Origin of the sequence: Chryseosolibacter histidinae, assembly GCF_018598225.1 — a bacterium.
Classification (GTDB): Bacteria; Bacteroidota; Bacteroidia; order Cytophagales; family Cyclobacteriaceae; genus Chryseosolibacter; species Chryseosolibacter histidini.
Genome location: NZ_JAHESF010000014.1, coordinates 195,878 through 210,025, shown reverse-complemented (window position 1 = coordinate 210,025; position 14,148 = coordinate 195,878). Strand labels below are relative to the sequence as shown.

Annotated in this window: 9 protein-coding genes; 3 read left to right on the top strand and 6 right to left on the bottom strand. The window is 51.4% G+C overall.

Features of this window, described 5'->3' with window-relative positions:
* Window positions 1–96 precede the first annotated feature (96 nt).
* Entirely contained in the window at window positions 97–1,695 is a 1,599-nt protein-coding gene (locus tag KK083_RS16130; RefSeq protein ID WP_254164552.1) for a TonB-dependent receptor domain-containing protein, read from the top strand.
* Between the two features lie 5 nt (window positions 1,696–1,700).
* Complete coding sequence (locus KK083_RS16125) at window positions 1,701–2,924, top strand: BNR-4 repeat-containing protein (protein ID WP_254164550.1); 1,224 nt, start codon at window positions 1,701–1,703, stop codon at window positions 2,922–2,924.
* A gap of 113 nt (window positions 2,925–3,037) precedes the next feature.
* Here KK083_RS16125 and KK083_RS16120 read toward each other — a convergent pair whose 3' ends face one another.
* The 6 genes from KK083_RS16120 to KK083_RS16095 form a co-directional block, all read right to left on the bottom strand.
* Window positions 3,038–5,293 (bottom strand): TonB-dependent receptor, encoded by a 2,256-nt coding sequence (locus KK083_RS16120; protein ID WP_254164548.1) that lies wholly within the window; start codon window positions 5,291–5,293, stop codon window positions 3,038–3,040.
* A gap of 125 nt (window positions 5,294–5,418) precedes the next feature.
* Window positions 5,419–5,931, bottom strand: coding sequence for a hypothetical protein (locus KK083_RS16115; RefSeq protein WP_254164546.1), 513 nt, complete (start codon window positions 5,929–5,931; stop codon window positions 5,419–5,421).
* A gap of 125 nt (window positions 5,932–6,056) precedes the next feature.
* Window positions 6,057–8,465, bottom strand: a complete 2,409-nt coding sequence (locus tag KK083_RS16110; RefSeq protein ID WP_254164544.1) for a TonB-dependent receptor — start codon at window positions 8,463–8,465, stop codon at window positions 6,057–6,059.
* Window positions 8,466–8,537: 72 nt separating this feature from the next.
* A complete protein-coding gene (locus KK083_RS16105; RefSeq protein WP_254164542.1) occupies window positions 8,538–9,806 on the bottom strand; it encodes a sensor histidine kinase in 1,269 nt (422 codons plus the stop codon).
* The gene (locus KK083_RS16100) at window positions 9,803–10,477 is read right to left on the bottom strand and encodes a response regulator transcription factor (protein WP_254164540.1); all 675 of its coding nucleotides are present in this window, start codon (window positions 10,475–10,477) and stop codon (window positions 9,803–9,805) included. The genes KK083_RS16105 and KK083_RS16100 overlap by 4 nt, the downstream gene beginning before the upstream one ends.
* Window positions 10,458–12,407: an LTA synthase family protein gene (locus KK083_RS16095; protein ID WP_254164538.1), complete on the bottom strand. Its 1,950-nt coding sequence runs from the start codon at window positions 12,405–12,407 to the stop codon at window positions 10,458–10,460. The genes KK083_RS16100 and KK083_RS16095 overlap by 20 nt, the downstream gene beginning before the upstream one ends.
* Before the next feature lie 123 nt (window positions 12,408–12,530).
* On the opposite strand from KK083_RS16095, the gene KK083_RS16090 reads away from it, so the two are divergent.
* Window positions 12,531–13,973, top strand: coding sequence for a M28 family peptidase (locus KK083_RS16090; protein WP_254164536.1), 1,443 nt, complete (start codon window positions 12,531–12,533; stop codon window positions 13,971–13,973).
* Window positions 13,974–14,148 lie beyond the last annotated feature (175 nt).

Below are 14,148 nucleotides of genomic sequence, written 5' to 3'. Positions count from 1 at the left end.
CCCCCCCCCTTTTTTTTTCCCCCCCCCCGCCGCCATCCCCGAGTGCCTCTTGTGGGGGGGGCTGGGAGTTGTTTATACGCGACTGGGGCAGGGGGCATGATCAGCCGAAAGTCTGGCCTGTACGTTGGCGGCTTTTATGCGAAGCAGCAAAACGGATGGATGACGTATTCGGACTACGATAAAAATTCCATCAACGCCCGGTGGGACTATGCGCTGTCTGCCAACACCAAACTTACGCTGGCAGGTTCTTACAATGATTACTATTCTCAAACGCCGGGAAGTGTGGACAGCGTTGCTTTTTATAACAGGGCTTATGTAAGCACATCGGATTTTACCTACCGCGAAGTGAAGGCGCTGCGGGTGCGGCTCTCAACCGAACATGCGTGGAATGAGAACAATCACACAACGCTGCACCTGTTTTACCGCGACAACTCCATCGGTCAGAATCCAGCGTATGGCATCCGCTGGACCACGGGCCAGACCACCGCTACCGGCGAGATCAACGTCAATGATTTTAAGAGCCAGGGATTTATTTTGCAGCACGCTGTTACGATACAACCACTGCGCACCCGGTTGATGGCGGGGGTGAGTCTCGATCATTCTCCCACCACGTATGATGCTTACCGGATAGACCTCAACGCACAACTGCGGGCGGATGGGAAGTCGGTTGAAAAGTACAGCATCAGTGAGGAACGGCCCGATATCAGGATCGCCGACTACGATGCAGACCTGGTGAACAGCGCCGTGTACCTGCAGGCCGAGATAAAACCCCTGGAGAAGCTGACCATTACCCTGGGCGGTCGTTACGACAACATGTCTTTTGATTACACCAACTACCTCGATAATACCACCGGCAAAAAATCATACGAACAGTTTACGCCCAAGATCGGCGCCACGTATTCCGTTACAGAAGATGCAGGCCTGTATGCAAACTACAGCCAGGGCTTTTCACCTCCGGGACTGACCTCCATTTTCCGTAAGAAGCCGAGCACCGATCCTGCAGAATTTTACTACAATCTTACGCCAGCGAGGTTCACCAACTATGAAGTGGGTGGATGGGTGAGCCTGATCAAAAACACCCTGGACGCGGACGTAGCCCTCTATCACATGGGGGGTACCAATGAGCTGCTGAACATTCGCCAGCCTGACAATTCAACCGATTATCAGAGTGCCGGAAAGACCACGCACAAAGGTATCGAGTATGGTTTGACCTACCGGCCCGATGCGCAGTGGATGGTCCGTTTCGGGGGCACCAATGCCGTGCATCGTTTTGATGAATTTGTGCTCAGCACAAGATCAACGGATCAGGTACAAAACGTTAACGGCAAGGTAATGCCCAGCGCGCCTTCGTGGATCGCCAACAGTGAAGTGGTTTACAAACCTGAATTCATCAAAGGATTCAGGATAGGCGTGGAGTGGCAACGCATGAGCAGCTGGTACCAGAACCAGGTGAACACGGTGAAGTATGAAGACAAAGGCGTGTTGGGTATGAAGGGCATCAGTGTGCTGAACTTTCGCACGGGTTACAAATGGAAAGGCGCAGAAGTATTCATGAACGTGATGAATCTTACAGACGAGTTGTATGCTTTCAGTGCCACGCGGGGTAACAACGCCACAGACCGGGCCACCTACACATCGGCACCGCCCCGCACCTTTGTCTTCGGCATCCAGTATAATTTTACAGGTAAATCATAAACGATATGATGAGAAAGTGTTTATTACTATTGCTCATTCCGGCCTTCTTCAGTTGTCAGAACAGTGTGCGCAAGATAGAAGTGTCGGAGGCCGCGATCGCTTCGGGTAATGATGCAGCCGGTGCGCCTTACTTTTCAAGCGATCCATCAGGAAAGCCTGTGTTGTGCTGGACAGAAGGAGCGGAAGGTAACCTACGACTCCGGTATGCGGTATATAACGAGGCGCAAAAGAAGTTTACTGAACCCATCAGCATTCCTGCCTCGGAAGGCACCAGCATCCACAACGAGAGCATGAACAAGATCGCCTTCAAAAAGGACGGGACCATCGTGGTGGTGTTTTCAAAAAAGCATCCAACGGAGAAAAACAAATATGCGGGGTCGATCCTGTATTGTCAGTCGTTTGACCAGGGAAGATCATGGACAAAGGCAAAATATCTTCACTCCGATACGCTCGCAGACAACAGCCGGAGCTTCTTCGATATTGCCGCGCTGCCGGATGGTGAAATAGGTGCCGTTTGGGTAGATAGCCGTTTTAAATCCGGAAAGGAGGGATCTGCGCTTTTCTTTACCAAAACAAAAGGTGAGCAAGGTTTTGAGCCCGACCATCAGATCGGCGAAACCGTATGTGAATGCTGCCGCACCGATCTGTATGTCGATCCTGCGAATAACGTTCACGTGGTGTACCGCGATATTGAATCTACCGTGAAGGGACAGGTCCGTGATTTTGTTCATGCTGTTTCAAATGACAATGGCGTAACGTTCACCGCTACCGGCAAAGTCAGTCCCGATAATTGGCTGATCGATGGATGCCCGCATACCGGCGCATCGATGGCGGTAAACCAGGCAGGATTGTTTGTTACATGGTTCACGGCGGGAGGCCAACCCGGGATTTATTTTACAAAGTCGTTGGACAACGGTACCACCTTTCAACCACGTCAATTGCTTTCTGAAGAAGCGCGCCACCCGCAAGTGGTAGCCTCCGGTGACAAGATCGTGGCGGTGTGGGATGAAACGCAGCAGCAACACGCCACGCACGCAGGCCATTCGGGCCACGCAGCAGGTCATGGTGCTACCGGCGTTATTACATTTTCGATCCTAGGAGAGCAGGCGGTGAAGATTCCGGGATCTGAGGGTGCAGAATTTCCGGTAGTGTATGCGTTAAGCCCTGATGTCAGCCTGGTGGCGTATTCAAAAAATGATAAGGTGATCACGAGGGTTGTGAAACATTAAATGCAAAAATCCAAAACGCAAAGGCCGCAAAGGAAAACGCAAAGAACGCGGAGAAATGCTCTGCGTTCTCTCCGCGTCCTCTGCGGTTAAAGCTTACCCTCCCTTGTTTGAAATCAGAAAAAGAAACTCATCCCAACCTTGAAGAAGAATGGTGTCCCTGGTGTGAAGTGAATTTCTGATACCGGATCAACCTCGTTCTGAAGTCTTGATTCTGTATCGAATTGCGCTTCATTCCAGGCTTCGTTCAGCAGGTTTTCTGCGGAGAACGACAGCTCGTAAGACTTGCGGGTGTACTTGACCACCGCATCCAGCAGGAAATAGCCTTGTGCTACAACACTGTTGTCTTCATTGGCGGGGCGATCGCCCAGGTAACGATAACGAAGGCTTGCGTTCAGGCCATTCCGGAGTTTTACTGAAAGCCCGCCGATGCTGGTGAGCGTGGGTGCGAGCGGGATGTGATCTTCGCCTTCAGGTGCGCCTTTGGCTTTAGGATCGGTAATGTTCACATCTGAATCGATGTACAACCACGGCAATGCCTGGTAACGCAACGACAGGTCTATACCTTTGCGCCGGGTTTTTCCGCTGGGCTCAACAACTCCTTCATCGCCAACGTACACAAACTCCTGGTCCAGGTCCAGCATCCACAACGCGGTGCTCAGCAGAAGTTTGTCGCCCAGCTTGAAGTTGGCGCCGGCATCCAGTCCGTAAGCTTTGGGAAGGATCTCTTCACCTCGCTGAGCAACCACCACGCGGGTGTCGTTGGAGTGGAACCCGATGCCGCTCTTTACAAACAGGTTCACGCGCTGCGAGGCGTGATAGCTGATGTTCAGCTTCGGACTGACCATTGCCTTGCTCACGCTTTGTCGCGCGTAATCGGGTGTAAGCGCATCCACATAATTGAAGGTGAAGTGGTCGAGGCGGACAGCGGCATTCAGGGAAAGACGGTCGTTGATGAACAACGTTTCGTTCACGAAAGCGTAAAGGTTGGTTTCGTCAAGATCGCCCCGGGCCACATCGTTGATGAATTGTTTGCGCGACCGGGTGTGATACAGGTGAATGTTGTTCACATCGTCGTACCGGAACCCGGCGCCCACTTCGCTCCGGAGGTTTTTGTTTCCAGGGTTGGATTCGATCACGTAACTTCCTTTGTAGCCGTAAATATTGCGCGATTCACTTTGGGTGATCTGGTCGCCATTGACGGGATCGTTCAGGAAGAAGGTGAAGTTGGAGACCAGGTTGAAATCATACTTCGAAAAGTAAAGCTGATTTTCAAAGATGCCTCCGTTGAGGCTTGTATTGATATACCTGATCCATGCATTGCTGCGCGATGTTTCACCACCCTCTGTGGGATCGATGGAACCGAAACGGGTAATCGATCCGTCATCCACAGCCCGCGTCGGGATCTGACCGGAAGCATCCCACCGGCTGTTGAACGTAGAGAGGCCAATGGTCAGCGCTTCCTTGTCGCCGCGATAAGCGTTGCATTTGCCCACCAGGTTGAGGCGGTTGAAGTGCTGATCGCTTTCAAAGAATCCATCCGTTCTGAAGTACTCGGAAGCCACGTAAGCATTGCTGCGCCAGTCGCCGTTTTGTGTGTTCAGAACATTGATGGCGTTCACATTTCTGAACGTACCGAAACGGCCACCCTCAACCTTGATCATGTTCTGCTCCAACGCATTTTTGGTTTGAAACGAAGCATAACCAGCCGTAGTGAAGTTGCCTTTATCGGCATAGTATGGCCCTTTGTTGAAGTCAACCGTTCCCACGATCTCCGGGATCAGGAAATGGAGGTCGGAATAACCCTGGCCGTGGGCATGCGAGACCATATTCACCGGCAGACCATCTACTTCAAGGTTGATGTCCGTGCCGTGATCGATATCGAATCCACGCAGAAAGATCTGCTCGGCCTTTCCGCCACCTGCGTGCTGGGCAATGAACAACCCCGGGATCATGCGCAGAATATCCTGCGATGTATTCACGGGACGAAGTTTGATATCCACCTGCGAGATGGTGTTCACTTCCCTGCTGAACTGATCGGTGATGACCACATCGGCCAGTACAAGCTCACCCTGCTCCAGCTTTACCTGCACCGGTGTGGTTTGTCCGTTGTTCACGGTCACCGGCTGCTGCTGCGACTTGAATCCTACGGAAGAAACAGACAGATCGTAGGTGCCGGACGGAATATTCCTGAGTACAAAACGCCCGATCTTATCAGACACGGTGCGCTTATGTAAGGCCTCAATAAAAATGCTGACATCTGACAAAGGAACGTTGCGCGAATCTGTGATCGTTCCGCTGACGGTGCCCTGTGCCCATGCCACGTTCAGGACAAGGCATATCAGCCCCGCCTGAAATAGTATAAATTTCATGGAGTTTTTAGGTCGTTAAATTTTACAAAGATCTTTCACGTCATCGATCTGCTGACGCCGTGACGCGCGTACACTTTGCCGTTCATGCAAAGCGCGCGGCGATATTCATTGAATAAGAATTCACCTCACACAAACCTGGGAGGCGGGGTAGGAGGCAAGAGAATAGAAGTTTTAATGTGGGCAGTCAGGTCTGAGAATACACCTGACAATTGCAGGTTTGCAAATGCGAATACGGGCTTCCGTTGGATAAAAAGAAAGAAGTTGATGAGTGCTGATCGCGATTGATCTTCTTCAGGGTCTGCATCGTGGTGATGGACTACTTCTGCGTGGTGGTGGTGATGCTCATGGTCATGCACGGTATGGTGATGGCCGTGGTCGTGATCGTGTAACGTTGAATGATGATGCTCCGCCAGGTAGTGCAGCAGATCGTGCACGATCTCCAGCGCCCCATGGCAAACCATGGATGTGGCATAAAATATCAGCACAATGGTGGCACCTCTCATCAGGGCAAAGGTAAGCCTCTTTTTAATACTTCCTTGCCGGTTATCAAAAAGCCGGCACCGTTTTGCACAGGTCGTCACGAGGGCCGTAAGATGCGTGCGTGGTCCATAGTCCATGGTCCATGGTCGATGGTCCATGGTCCATGGCCGTGTAGTATGAACTCGACTTTTGCACTACTGTTCCCCAGATAGCTATTGGGAGCGAAGTACGATCCGGGACTTACCACAGGTCTGCTATGGACCATCGACCGTGGACTTTCAAATCAGAACTTATAGGTATACCCGGCCCGGATTACCTGTGTTTCATAATAATCGGTGCTGGTGTAGGTGAACCCGTCGCCGGTGACTTTTCGTTTTACCCGCATGGTATTGCCGAGGTCGGTTGCATTAAGGAACAGCTCGCCCTTGTCGCCCTGGATCATTTTTTTGATGCCCAGGTCGAGGGAGAAGCGGGAATAGGTCTTGCCTTGTGGTACAATGTCCGGCGCGAGGTATACACCTGATAATTGAACGTCAACCTTGTGCGGCAGGCGGAAACGGCTGTTCAGCTTGATGCTGCCGGAATATATTTCCTGAAGCGGGGCCGAGAATACATTCTCCCGGGGATATAAGTTCGTCACTGAAAAAGCTTCGATGGTGTTCTTATATCCGTTGAGGTTGAGACTGACAGTAGCTGTTTTACCGAAGTCTTGTGACACAATGATCTCCACGCCGTTCATGCGGCTCTTCCCGGCATTTTGAAAGATATTGTAGATCAGGTTGCTTCCCGGCACCGTGCTGCCGATGCGGGTGATGGTTGCTTCCATCGCCTTGTGGTACAGAGACGAGTACCAGAATCCTGTACTCCAATTCGTTTTATAACCGGCCTCAAAGGTATTGGTGAACTGTGGCCGTAGTCCAGGGTTTCCGACCTTGATAATTTCAGCATCGTCATATTTTGGAAAGATGCGGATGTCGACCTCGTTGGGCCGGTCCACCCTCCGGTTGTAGAAGGCCGAGAGCGTGCTTCGTTCATTGAGCTTGTAGGCGAGGCGAACATTCGGGAAGGGTTGGGTGTAATGATAGCCGTCGCTTCTGTAGGTGTTGTGATCGGGATTCACCTTATAATAGATCCTGACATATTCCACCCGCAATCCGGCTTCTATTTCATATTTCTCTTTTTCAAGGATATAGTTTCCATAGAGCGCCGGGATCAGCTCACTGTAGTTTGCCCAACCGCCCGCGTTCACATCCATCTGGGAGTTCACACCGGGAATGAACCGCATGTTGGTGGGGATATAACGGTTCCTTATCTTGATGCCGCCTTCAAACCTGCCATACCGGAGCGGTCGCTGGTAGTCGATATTGAAATCACCCACATGCTCGTCGGAGATCAGCTTGAATGAGTCCAGCCCGACTACTGAAGGGAATATGTTTTCGAAGTAATACTTTTCATCTTCGCGGTGAAAGGTGTAGTTCACACCTACGTTCAGCAGATGGCCTGGCTGATTGAACTTGTGCTGCCACGATGCAACTTCTGTGACCGTTGTTTTCAGCTCGTCTTCCAGGAACTTCCAGAGGCGGGTTCGCTCCGTGAGGCTTCCGTTAAAAAATGGTTCGTCGCCCCGGTCGAGGATCTTTTCACTACTGAACAGTGCGGAAACTGTGAACATATTGCGGGCGTTCAAATGCCAGTCAAATCCTCCTTTCGTTGTAACGATGTTAGTGGTGCGGTTCCGTTTGGTTTGTTGCCGTACAGTGTCTCCGTTGTCGTAGAAGCGGTCTACAAATTCATTCTTGTTGAGGGTTTGGGTGTAAAGGTTGTCAGCTTGTAAGAAAAGGTTTACTTTTTTCTTCCTGTAGTTCAGGGAAATGGACGGGTTGATCTTGGGTGTTCGCTGATACTGCGGCCGGATGGTGGGGTAGTTCTCTCGTTTTACCCAGAGTGCACCCGCTCCGGCAGTAAGTGAGAGCTTACCATTCAGGCCGTTGTTGACTTCTTTTTTGTAAATGATGTTGATGATGCCGGCGTTCCCGTTGGCGTCGTATTTGGCGGAGGGATTGTTGATGATCTCGATGCGTTCAATGGCGGAAGCCGGTATGTTGTCGAGGGCGCGCTGGTTGCCGAAACCCGTGAGCGCTGTTTGCTTCCCGTCGATGAGCACAGCAACCTTGTCGCTTCCGCGCAGCCGCACGGTGCCTTCTTCAGTGACGGTGACACCGGGCAGGTTCTGCATGGCCTGCAAAAGTGATCCACCTCCCTGCGTCAGGTTCTCAGAGATGGAGAATGTTTTTTTATCCATCGTCTCAGACACTGCTTCCGTTCCGGCGATCACCGTCACCTCCCGGAGCGCGGTAACGTTCTGTTCGAGCTTTATTTCACCCAGGTCCAGGAACTCGCTGAGCTTGCCAACAGGCAGGGACTGGGTAACATTGACGTAGCCTACATAACTGATGCGCAGCACGTAGGTGCCCGGAGTGATGTTTGCCAGGCTGTACTGACCAGCCTCATTTGTAATGGTGCCGGACACGAACGCGCTGTCAGTACTGGCCGTTACCACCACGTTGACATAGGGCAATCCTCTGCCTGTTGTTTTGTCTGTGATCTTCCCGGAGATGGTTACCCGGCTCACCTGGCAAAAAGCGTTCACGGTTGCCGTAAGGGAGATCAGAAAAAGTATCAGTGTTCTCATAGGCCAAAGGAGCGTCGGCATTCTGAATAAAGTCTGGAGCAGCCGTATTACAAGAGAGAACATAGAACTGCGTTAGAACGTCACCGTAAACACGTGCATCGCATCTTTGTAATGGTAGTCTACCGTATAACCGTTGGTGTCGCAGATCTTCTTCACAATGGCGAGTCCGATTCCGGTGCTTTTCTCATTTTTTGTTTCTTTCTGGAACCGCTTGAACATCTTTCCGGCATCCATCGTCAGGGGCTCCCCGGTGTTGGAGATGCGGATGTATTGCTCGCCCGTTTCAACGATCACGGTTCCATTCTTGGTGGTGTGCCGTACTGCGTTTTGGAAGAGGTTGGTAAGCATCACTTCGATCAGCGTGCTGTTGGCCCTGATCAGCAGTGGTTGAATGGACGTGCGGAAAGCAATGCCTTCCACCGCCGCCACCGGTTTTAGGTTTTGAATGAGCGACTTCGCCGTTTGTGCAATATCGATCATCTCGATGTCGGTGAACTGATTGTTGTCGATCTTGCTGAGCAGCAGCAGGTTCTTGTTCAAACGCGACATCTTCTGAACAACTTCTTCAAGGTCTATGATCTCCTGCGCTTCGTCTTCGGTGAGCGACGCCCTTTGCATCAGGTTGTCCAGCTTCGACTGAAACACGGCCAGGGGTGTCTGAAGCTCATGCGACGCGTTTTCGATGAACTCTTTTTGTTCCAGGTAGATCTGCCGGTTCCGTTCCGTGAGGTGCTGAATGGTTTCGTTGAGGTCATCAAACTCGATGATGTTTGATTTTTCGGTGTTGATGGATACAGCCTTATCGACCTGGAACGCTTTCAGCTGGCTCAACGTGTTGTAAAACGGTTTCCACAATTTCCGCGAAAGCGAGCGGTTGAGCAGGAGCAGCCCTGTTGCCAGAAGAATGGCCAGGAGCGCCTGCACCAGCACCAGCGTTCCAACGAGCTTGTTGTTATCGAGCAGCGACTCCCGGATGGCCAGCTGATATTTTTTGCCCTGAACGATAATACCGGTGGAGACTTCGCGGTAAGGCCTGTTCTCATTTTCCAGGCTGTCGTAACGTTCAACGGTGCGGAATACGCGCTTGGTGATCTGATCCGCTGGCAGAATGTCGATGTCAACAATGAGACGGTCCATCACAGCCAGGTCCGTCTCTATGTCAGCCAGTGATTCGTAGAGCTTCAGATGCTGCTCGAACTGATCCAGGCGGAAGCCGAGCGATTTATCCACGTCAGCGTTCAGCAGTCTTTCTATGAAGAAAAACGACACAGGAATGCTCACCAGCACCAGGAGGAGCGCATAGAGCATCAGGCTGCGCAGGCTGACTTGTAAGAGCCTCATACCGAAAATTTGTAACCCAATCCGTACACGGTCTTAATATAGTCTTCGCCGCCGGCTTCCTGTACTTTTCGCTTCAGATTTTTCATGTGCGAGTAGATAAAATCGAATTTGTCCAGCAGCTCTGCATTGTCGCCGCTCAGGTGCTCGGCAATGGCATTCTTTGAAACAACACGGTTTTTATTGGCCGTCAGGAAAACAAGCAGGTCAAATTCCTTGCGGGTGAGGTCGATCTCTTTGTCTCCGATAAACACGGTTTTCGCCATCAGGTCGATGGCGATCTCATTGAATTCTATCCTGGAGCTGCCACCGAATTTTTTTCTGCGGATAACAGCCCCGATCCGGGCGATCAGCTCGGGCATGTGAAAGGGTTTTGCCAGGTAGTCGTCTGCCCCCAGGTTGAGCCCTGCCACGCGGTCTTCCAGTGAATTTTTGGCGGTGATGATGATCACCCCGTCCTCTTTTTTATTCTTCTTCAGGGCTTCCAGAACTTTGAGGCCGTTTCCATCCGGCAGGGAAATGTCAAGCAAAATACAGTCGTAGTCGAATGCCAGTATTTTTTCTTCAGCCTCGTGTGCGGAGTGCGCGACCTCTACAATATAGCTCTCTTCACGAAGGTACCGCGCGATGCTTTTGGCCAGCTCTTTTTCGTCTTCAATAATCAGTATTTTCATGACTGGTATACTGTTTTGCTTTCATCGAGCCGTTTTTGAAGGAGTAGCTGGCTGATTGGTACCAGGAGATCGCCTCCCGGACCAGCTGCGGATCTTCCGCCTTGACCGCTGTTTGACTATCTTCTGTAATTTGAAAGGTCTCCACCTTCGATTGCGGCGAAAGGATCACAAGCTCCTTATCGCGAATATAACCAAGGTTCTGGTAAGTGCTGATGAAGGCGCGTTCCCTGCCCGGCTCGAGCTTGTAGATGTCGTAACCATAGAAGTCGCTGGTGTAGGAGAAATTCAGCAACCCAAGCAAGGTCGGTCCTATGTCGATCTGGCTCATGAGCCTGTCCATGGTTCCGGCCGGGATATTCTTCGGTGAGTAGATGAGCAGCGGAATGTGATATTTATCCACGGGAAGTTTTGTCTTTCCCGCGCTGGATGCACAGTGATCCGCCACGATCACAAACACCGTATGATCGAACCAGGTTTTTTTTGACGCTTCGCGGATGAACTTCCCGATAGAATAGTCGGTGTATTTAACGGCACCACGGCGCGACGTGTGCGAAGGAATGTCGATCCTGCCACCCGGGTAGGTGTAAGGCCTGTGGTTGGAGGTGGTCATAATGTGCGAGAATACAGGGTGCCTTGTTACCTCGGAGTCGATCTCACGCAATGCCAGCGTAAACAGGTTTTCGTCGGCAACACCCCAGATGTTTTCGTAGTCGATCTCCTCATCGCCAAGCGAAGACCGGTCGATGAGGCCATAACCGTTGTTCTCGAAGAAATAGCCCATGTTATCAAAATAGCTGTAGCCCCCGTAAATGAACTGGCTCGAATATCCCTTTTCATTGAATACCGAGGCCAGCGAGAAAAGGTTCTCGTTGTTGGGGCGCCGCACAATAGACTGCCCCGGGGTGGGCGGCACGCAGAGCGAGAGCGCTTCCAGTCCTCTCACGGTACGGGTACCGGTTGCGTACAGGTTTGTGAACACGAGACTGTGTTGTGACAGCGAATCCAGGAACGGCGTAATGCCCTCGGTATTGCCGAACCTGCCCAGGAACTCGGCGCTCAGGCTTTCCACGCTGATGAGCACAACGTTGAATTTCTTTTCAGGGCCCCGGTTCATGATCCTTCTGGTGATGCTGAACGGGTTGCTGGAAAGGTATTCGGCTTCTTTGGTTTTCAGGTTCTCCCGCACAAGCTTCATCGCTTCCTGCGCCGGCAGTCCTTTGTAGAAGCGGTCGTAATCCAGCTCATTATTCCGGTAGGCGGCGAACAGCTCATACATGCCGTTTCCGGAGAGCTCGTTCACAAGCGTATTTCTGCTGTATTGGTGATACTTGCTTGTGACGGTAACCAGAAGTATGGCAAAGACGATGCTGAAAATAGCAAAATATTTCGTTCTGATCCTGAAGGGCTCATGCGATCCGGCCGACGCCCTGATCCACGGTCTTACCGCCATGACCATGAGCACCACAATACCCGTGATGGCGATCATGATCCAGCCAATGGGATACGACTGGCTGATGTTGCCCACTACCTCCGTTGTATAGATCAGGTAATCCACGGCGATGAAATTGAACCGTGAGCTGAATTCGTCCCAGAACAGCCACTCGGCAACACCGTTGAACACCAGGATGAAGATCAGCACAAAGAACCACCCATAGAGCACGTAAATGTGCCACGGTTTGCGATAGACGCGGCCCGGGATCAGCCACAGGTAAAGGGCAAGCGGCGCCGAAAAATACACGGCGTTCACAAGGTCGTAAAAGAGGCCGATGAAGGCCATCTCGAGATCGTTTGAAACGCTGAAATCAACCTGGGCAAAGGCTTTTGCCATCAATAAGACCCGGGTGACAACAGAGATGGCAACAAGTATGACCGATAGCAGAATGATCAGTCCCCGGCGCTCTTTCCGGATTTGTGCTAACCATGGATTCATGGTGGTAAATCAGCACGACGATTCTGGAGCAAATCTGAATTGTGAGCCCGCTGGCAAGAAATTCTTTGATCCTTATCAAAAAAGCGCCTGGGAAAAGGGGGGAAGTATTTATATTGCCTGTCTATGAGAAAACTGCCCCTGCTAGTGCTCGCTCTTGCTGTTGCATCAGCCTGCCAAAAAAAAGAAGCCCTGAACGAAACGTTCGCCCGCATTGACACGGAGATCAAACAAAATTCGAAAGCATACGCCACGCTGGGAGAGGCTACCGCTACCATCGGCCACCGGCTTACGGGTTCTGAAAACGGTCATAAAGCGGAAGAATATACGTATAACAAATTCAAGGAATATGGTTTTGAGGACGTTGCTTACCAGGAGTTTGAAGTGGAGGCCTGGTCACGTGGCGACATCGCCGTTCAGATCGATGGCGATTCAGTGAAAGCCGTAACCCTGGGACACTCGCCTGTTAGTGCTGACGTTACCGGAGAGCTGGTGGACATGGGCAGTGGCCTGGAAGCGGACTACGCAGCCAATCCCACGGCGGTAAAAGACAAGATCGCATTCTTTTATATAGGTATTTTACCAGGTAGCCCCGAAGGCTCAAGAAACCTCCACCGCAGCGAGAAAACAGCCATTGCCCTGCGTCATGGCGCAAAAGGAGTGATCATTTATAACCAGGTTGACGGCGGTGTGTTGTTTACCGGTACGGCCTCTGTTACCGGAGAGTTATTAACCATTCCGGCCATCTGCATCTCGAAGGAGGACGGCTTTGCCTTAAAAGAAAAGTTGAAAGCAAAGAAGAAGATCAGTGCCCACATCGCGATGACGAACCACAGCGATCCCATCAAGGCCCGCAATGTGATTGCCACCATCAAAGGTTCCGAGCTTCCCGATGAACGCATTCTGATCGGCGGGCACCTGGATTCCTGGGATCTGGCCACCGGTGCGATCGACAATGGTATCGGATCATTTTCCATCCTGGATATCGCCCGCGCCTTCAAAGCCAACAAGTTAACTCCGAGAAGAACCGTGCAGTTCATCATGTTCATGGGCGAGGAGCAGGGCCTGCTCGGCTCGACGTATATGGTGAACGAAGCTGTAAAAAATGGCTCCATTGAAAACATCAAGTACATGATGAACCTGGATATGACTGGCAACCCGATCGGCATCAATGCCGGGGGCAAGCTCAGTGATACCACCTTCTTCCGTAACCTGGGCGCTGAAGTTGCGAAAGTGGATACCATCTTCAAGAACAAGATCTCCGGAGAGTCTCACCTGCACAGCGATCATCAGCCGTTCATGCTCGAAGGTATTCCGGTGCTGGGGCTTCACAGCAATCTCGACCGCTCTATCTACGGATGCTACCATGCCAACTGCGACGATTTTAAGCTCGTGAACGAAGATCATATCCGCAATACGGCGCGCTTCGGCACGATGATCCTCTTTGGACTCGCCGATGCTGAAAAACTTCCCGCGTCTAAAATGGATTCTGAAACCACCAAACAATTTATGATCGACAGCCACCTCGAGGAGCCCCTGAAGCTCGCCGGCGACTGGAAATGGGATTAATAAGTTTCTCCCGAAAATTGAAGAGCCTGGGTTGTTGCAGCCCGGGCTTTTTTATTTTCAGTGAACGGAGCGCAGGTAAATATTACTTTTGCCATCCCTTAATTTTAATTGGTAGTCAGGTAGTCAGCAATCGTTAGTCAGTAACCATAGCGCCGCGGTTGTTCCGTCATCCTGA

Coding starts and splice junctions, on each gene's coding strand:
- KK083_RS16105 (WP_254164542.1), bottom strand. CDS start 9,806: ATGAGGCTCTTACAAGTCAGCCTGCGCAGCCTGATGCTCTATGCGCTC.
- KK083_RS16095 (WP_254164538.1), bottom strand. CDS start 12,407: ATGAATCCATGGTTAGCACAAATCCGGAAAGAGCGCCGGGGACTGATC.
- KK083_RS16110 (WP_254164544.1), bottom strand. CDS start 8,465: ATGAGAACACTGATACTTTTTCTGATCTCCCTTACGGCAACCGTGAAC.
- KK083_RS16090 (WP_254164536.1), top strand. CDS start 12,531: ATGAGAAAACTGCCCCTGCTAGTGCTCGCTCTTGCTGTTGCATCAGCC.
- KK083_RS16115 (WP_254164546.1), bottom strand. CDS start 5,931: ATGGACCATCGACCATGGACCATGGACTATGGACCACGCACGCATCTT.
- KK083_RS16125 (WP_254164550.1), top strand. CDS start 1,701: ATGATGAGAAAGTGTTTATTACTATTGCTCATTCCGGCCTTCTTCAGT.
- KK083_RS16120 (WP_254164548.1), bottom strand. CDS start 5,293: ATGAAATTTATACTATTTCAGGCGGGGCTGATATGCCTTGTCCTGAAC.
- KK083_RS16130 (WP_254164552.1), top strand. CDS start 97: ATGATCAGCCGAAAGTCTGGCCTGTACGTTGGCGGCTTTTATGCGAAG.
- KK083_RS16100 (WP_254164540.1), bottom strand. CDS start 10,477: ATGAAAATACTGATTATTGAAGACGAAAAAGAGCTGGCCAAAAGCATC.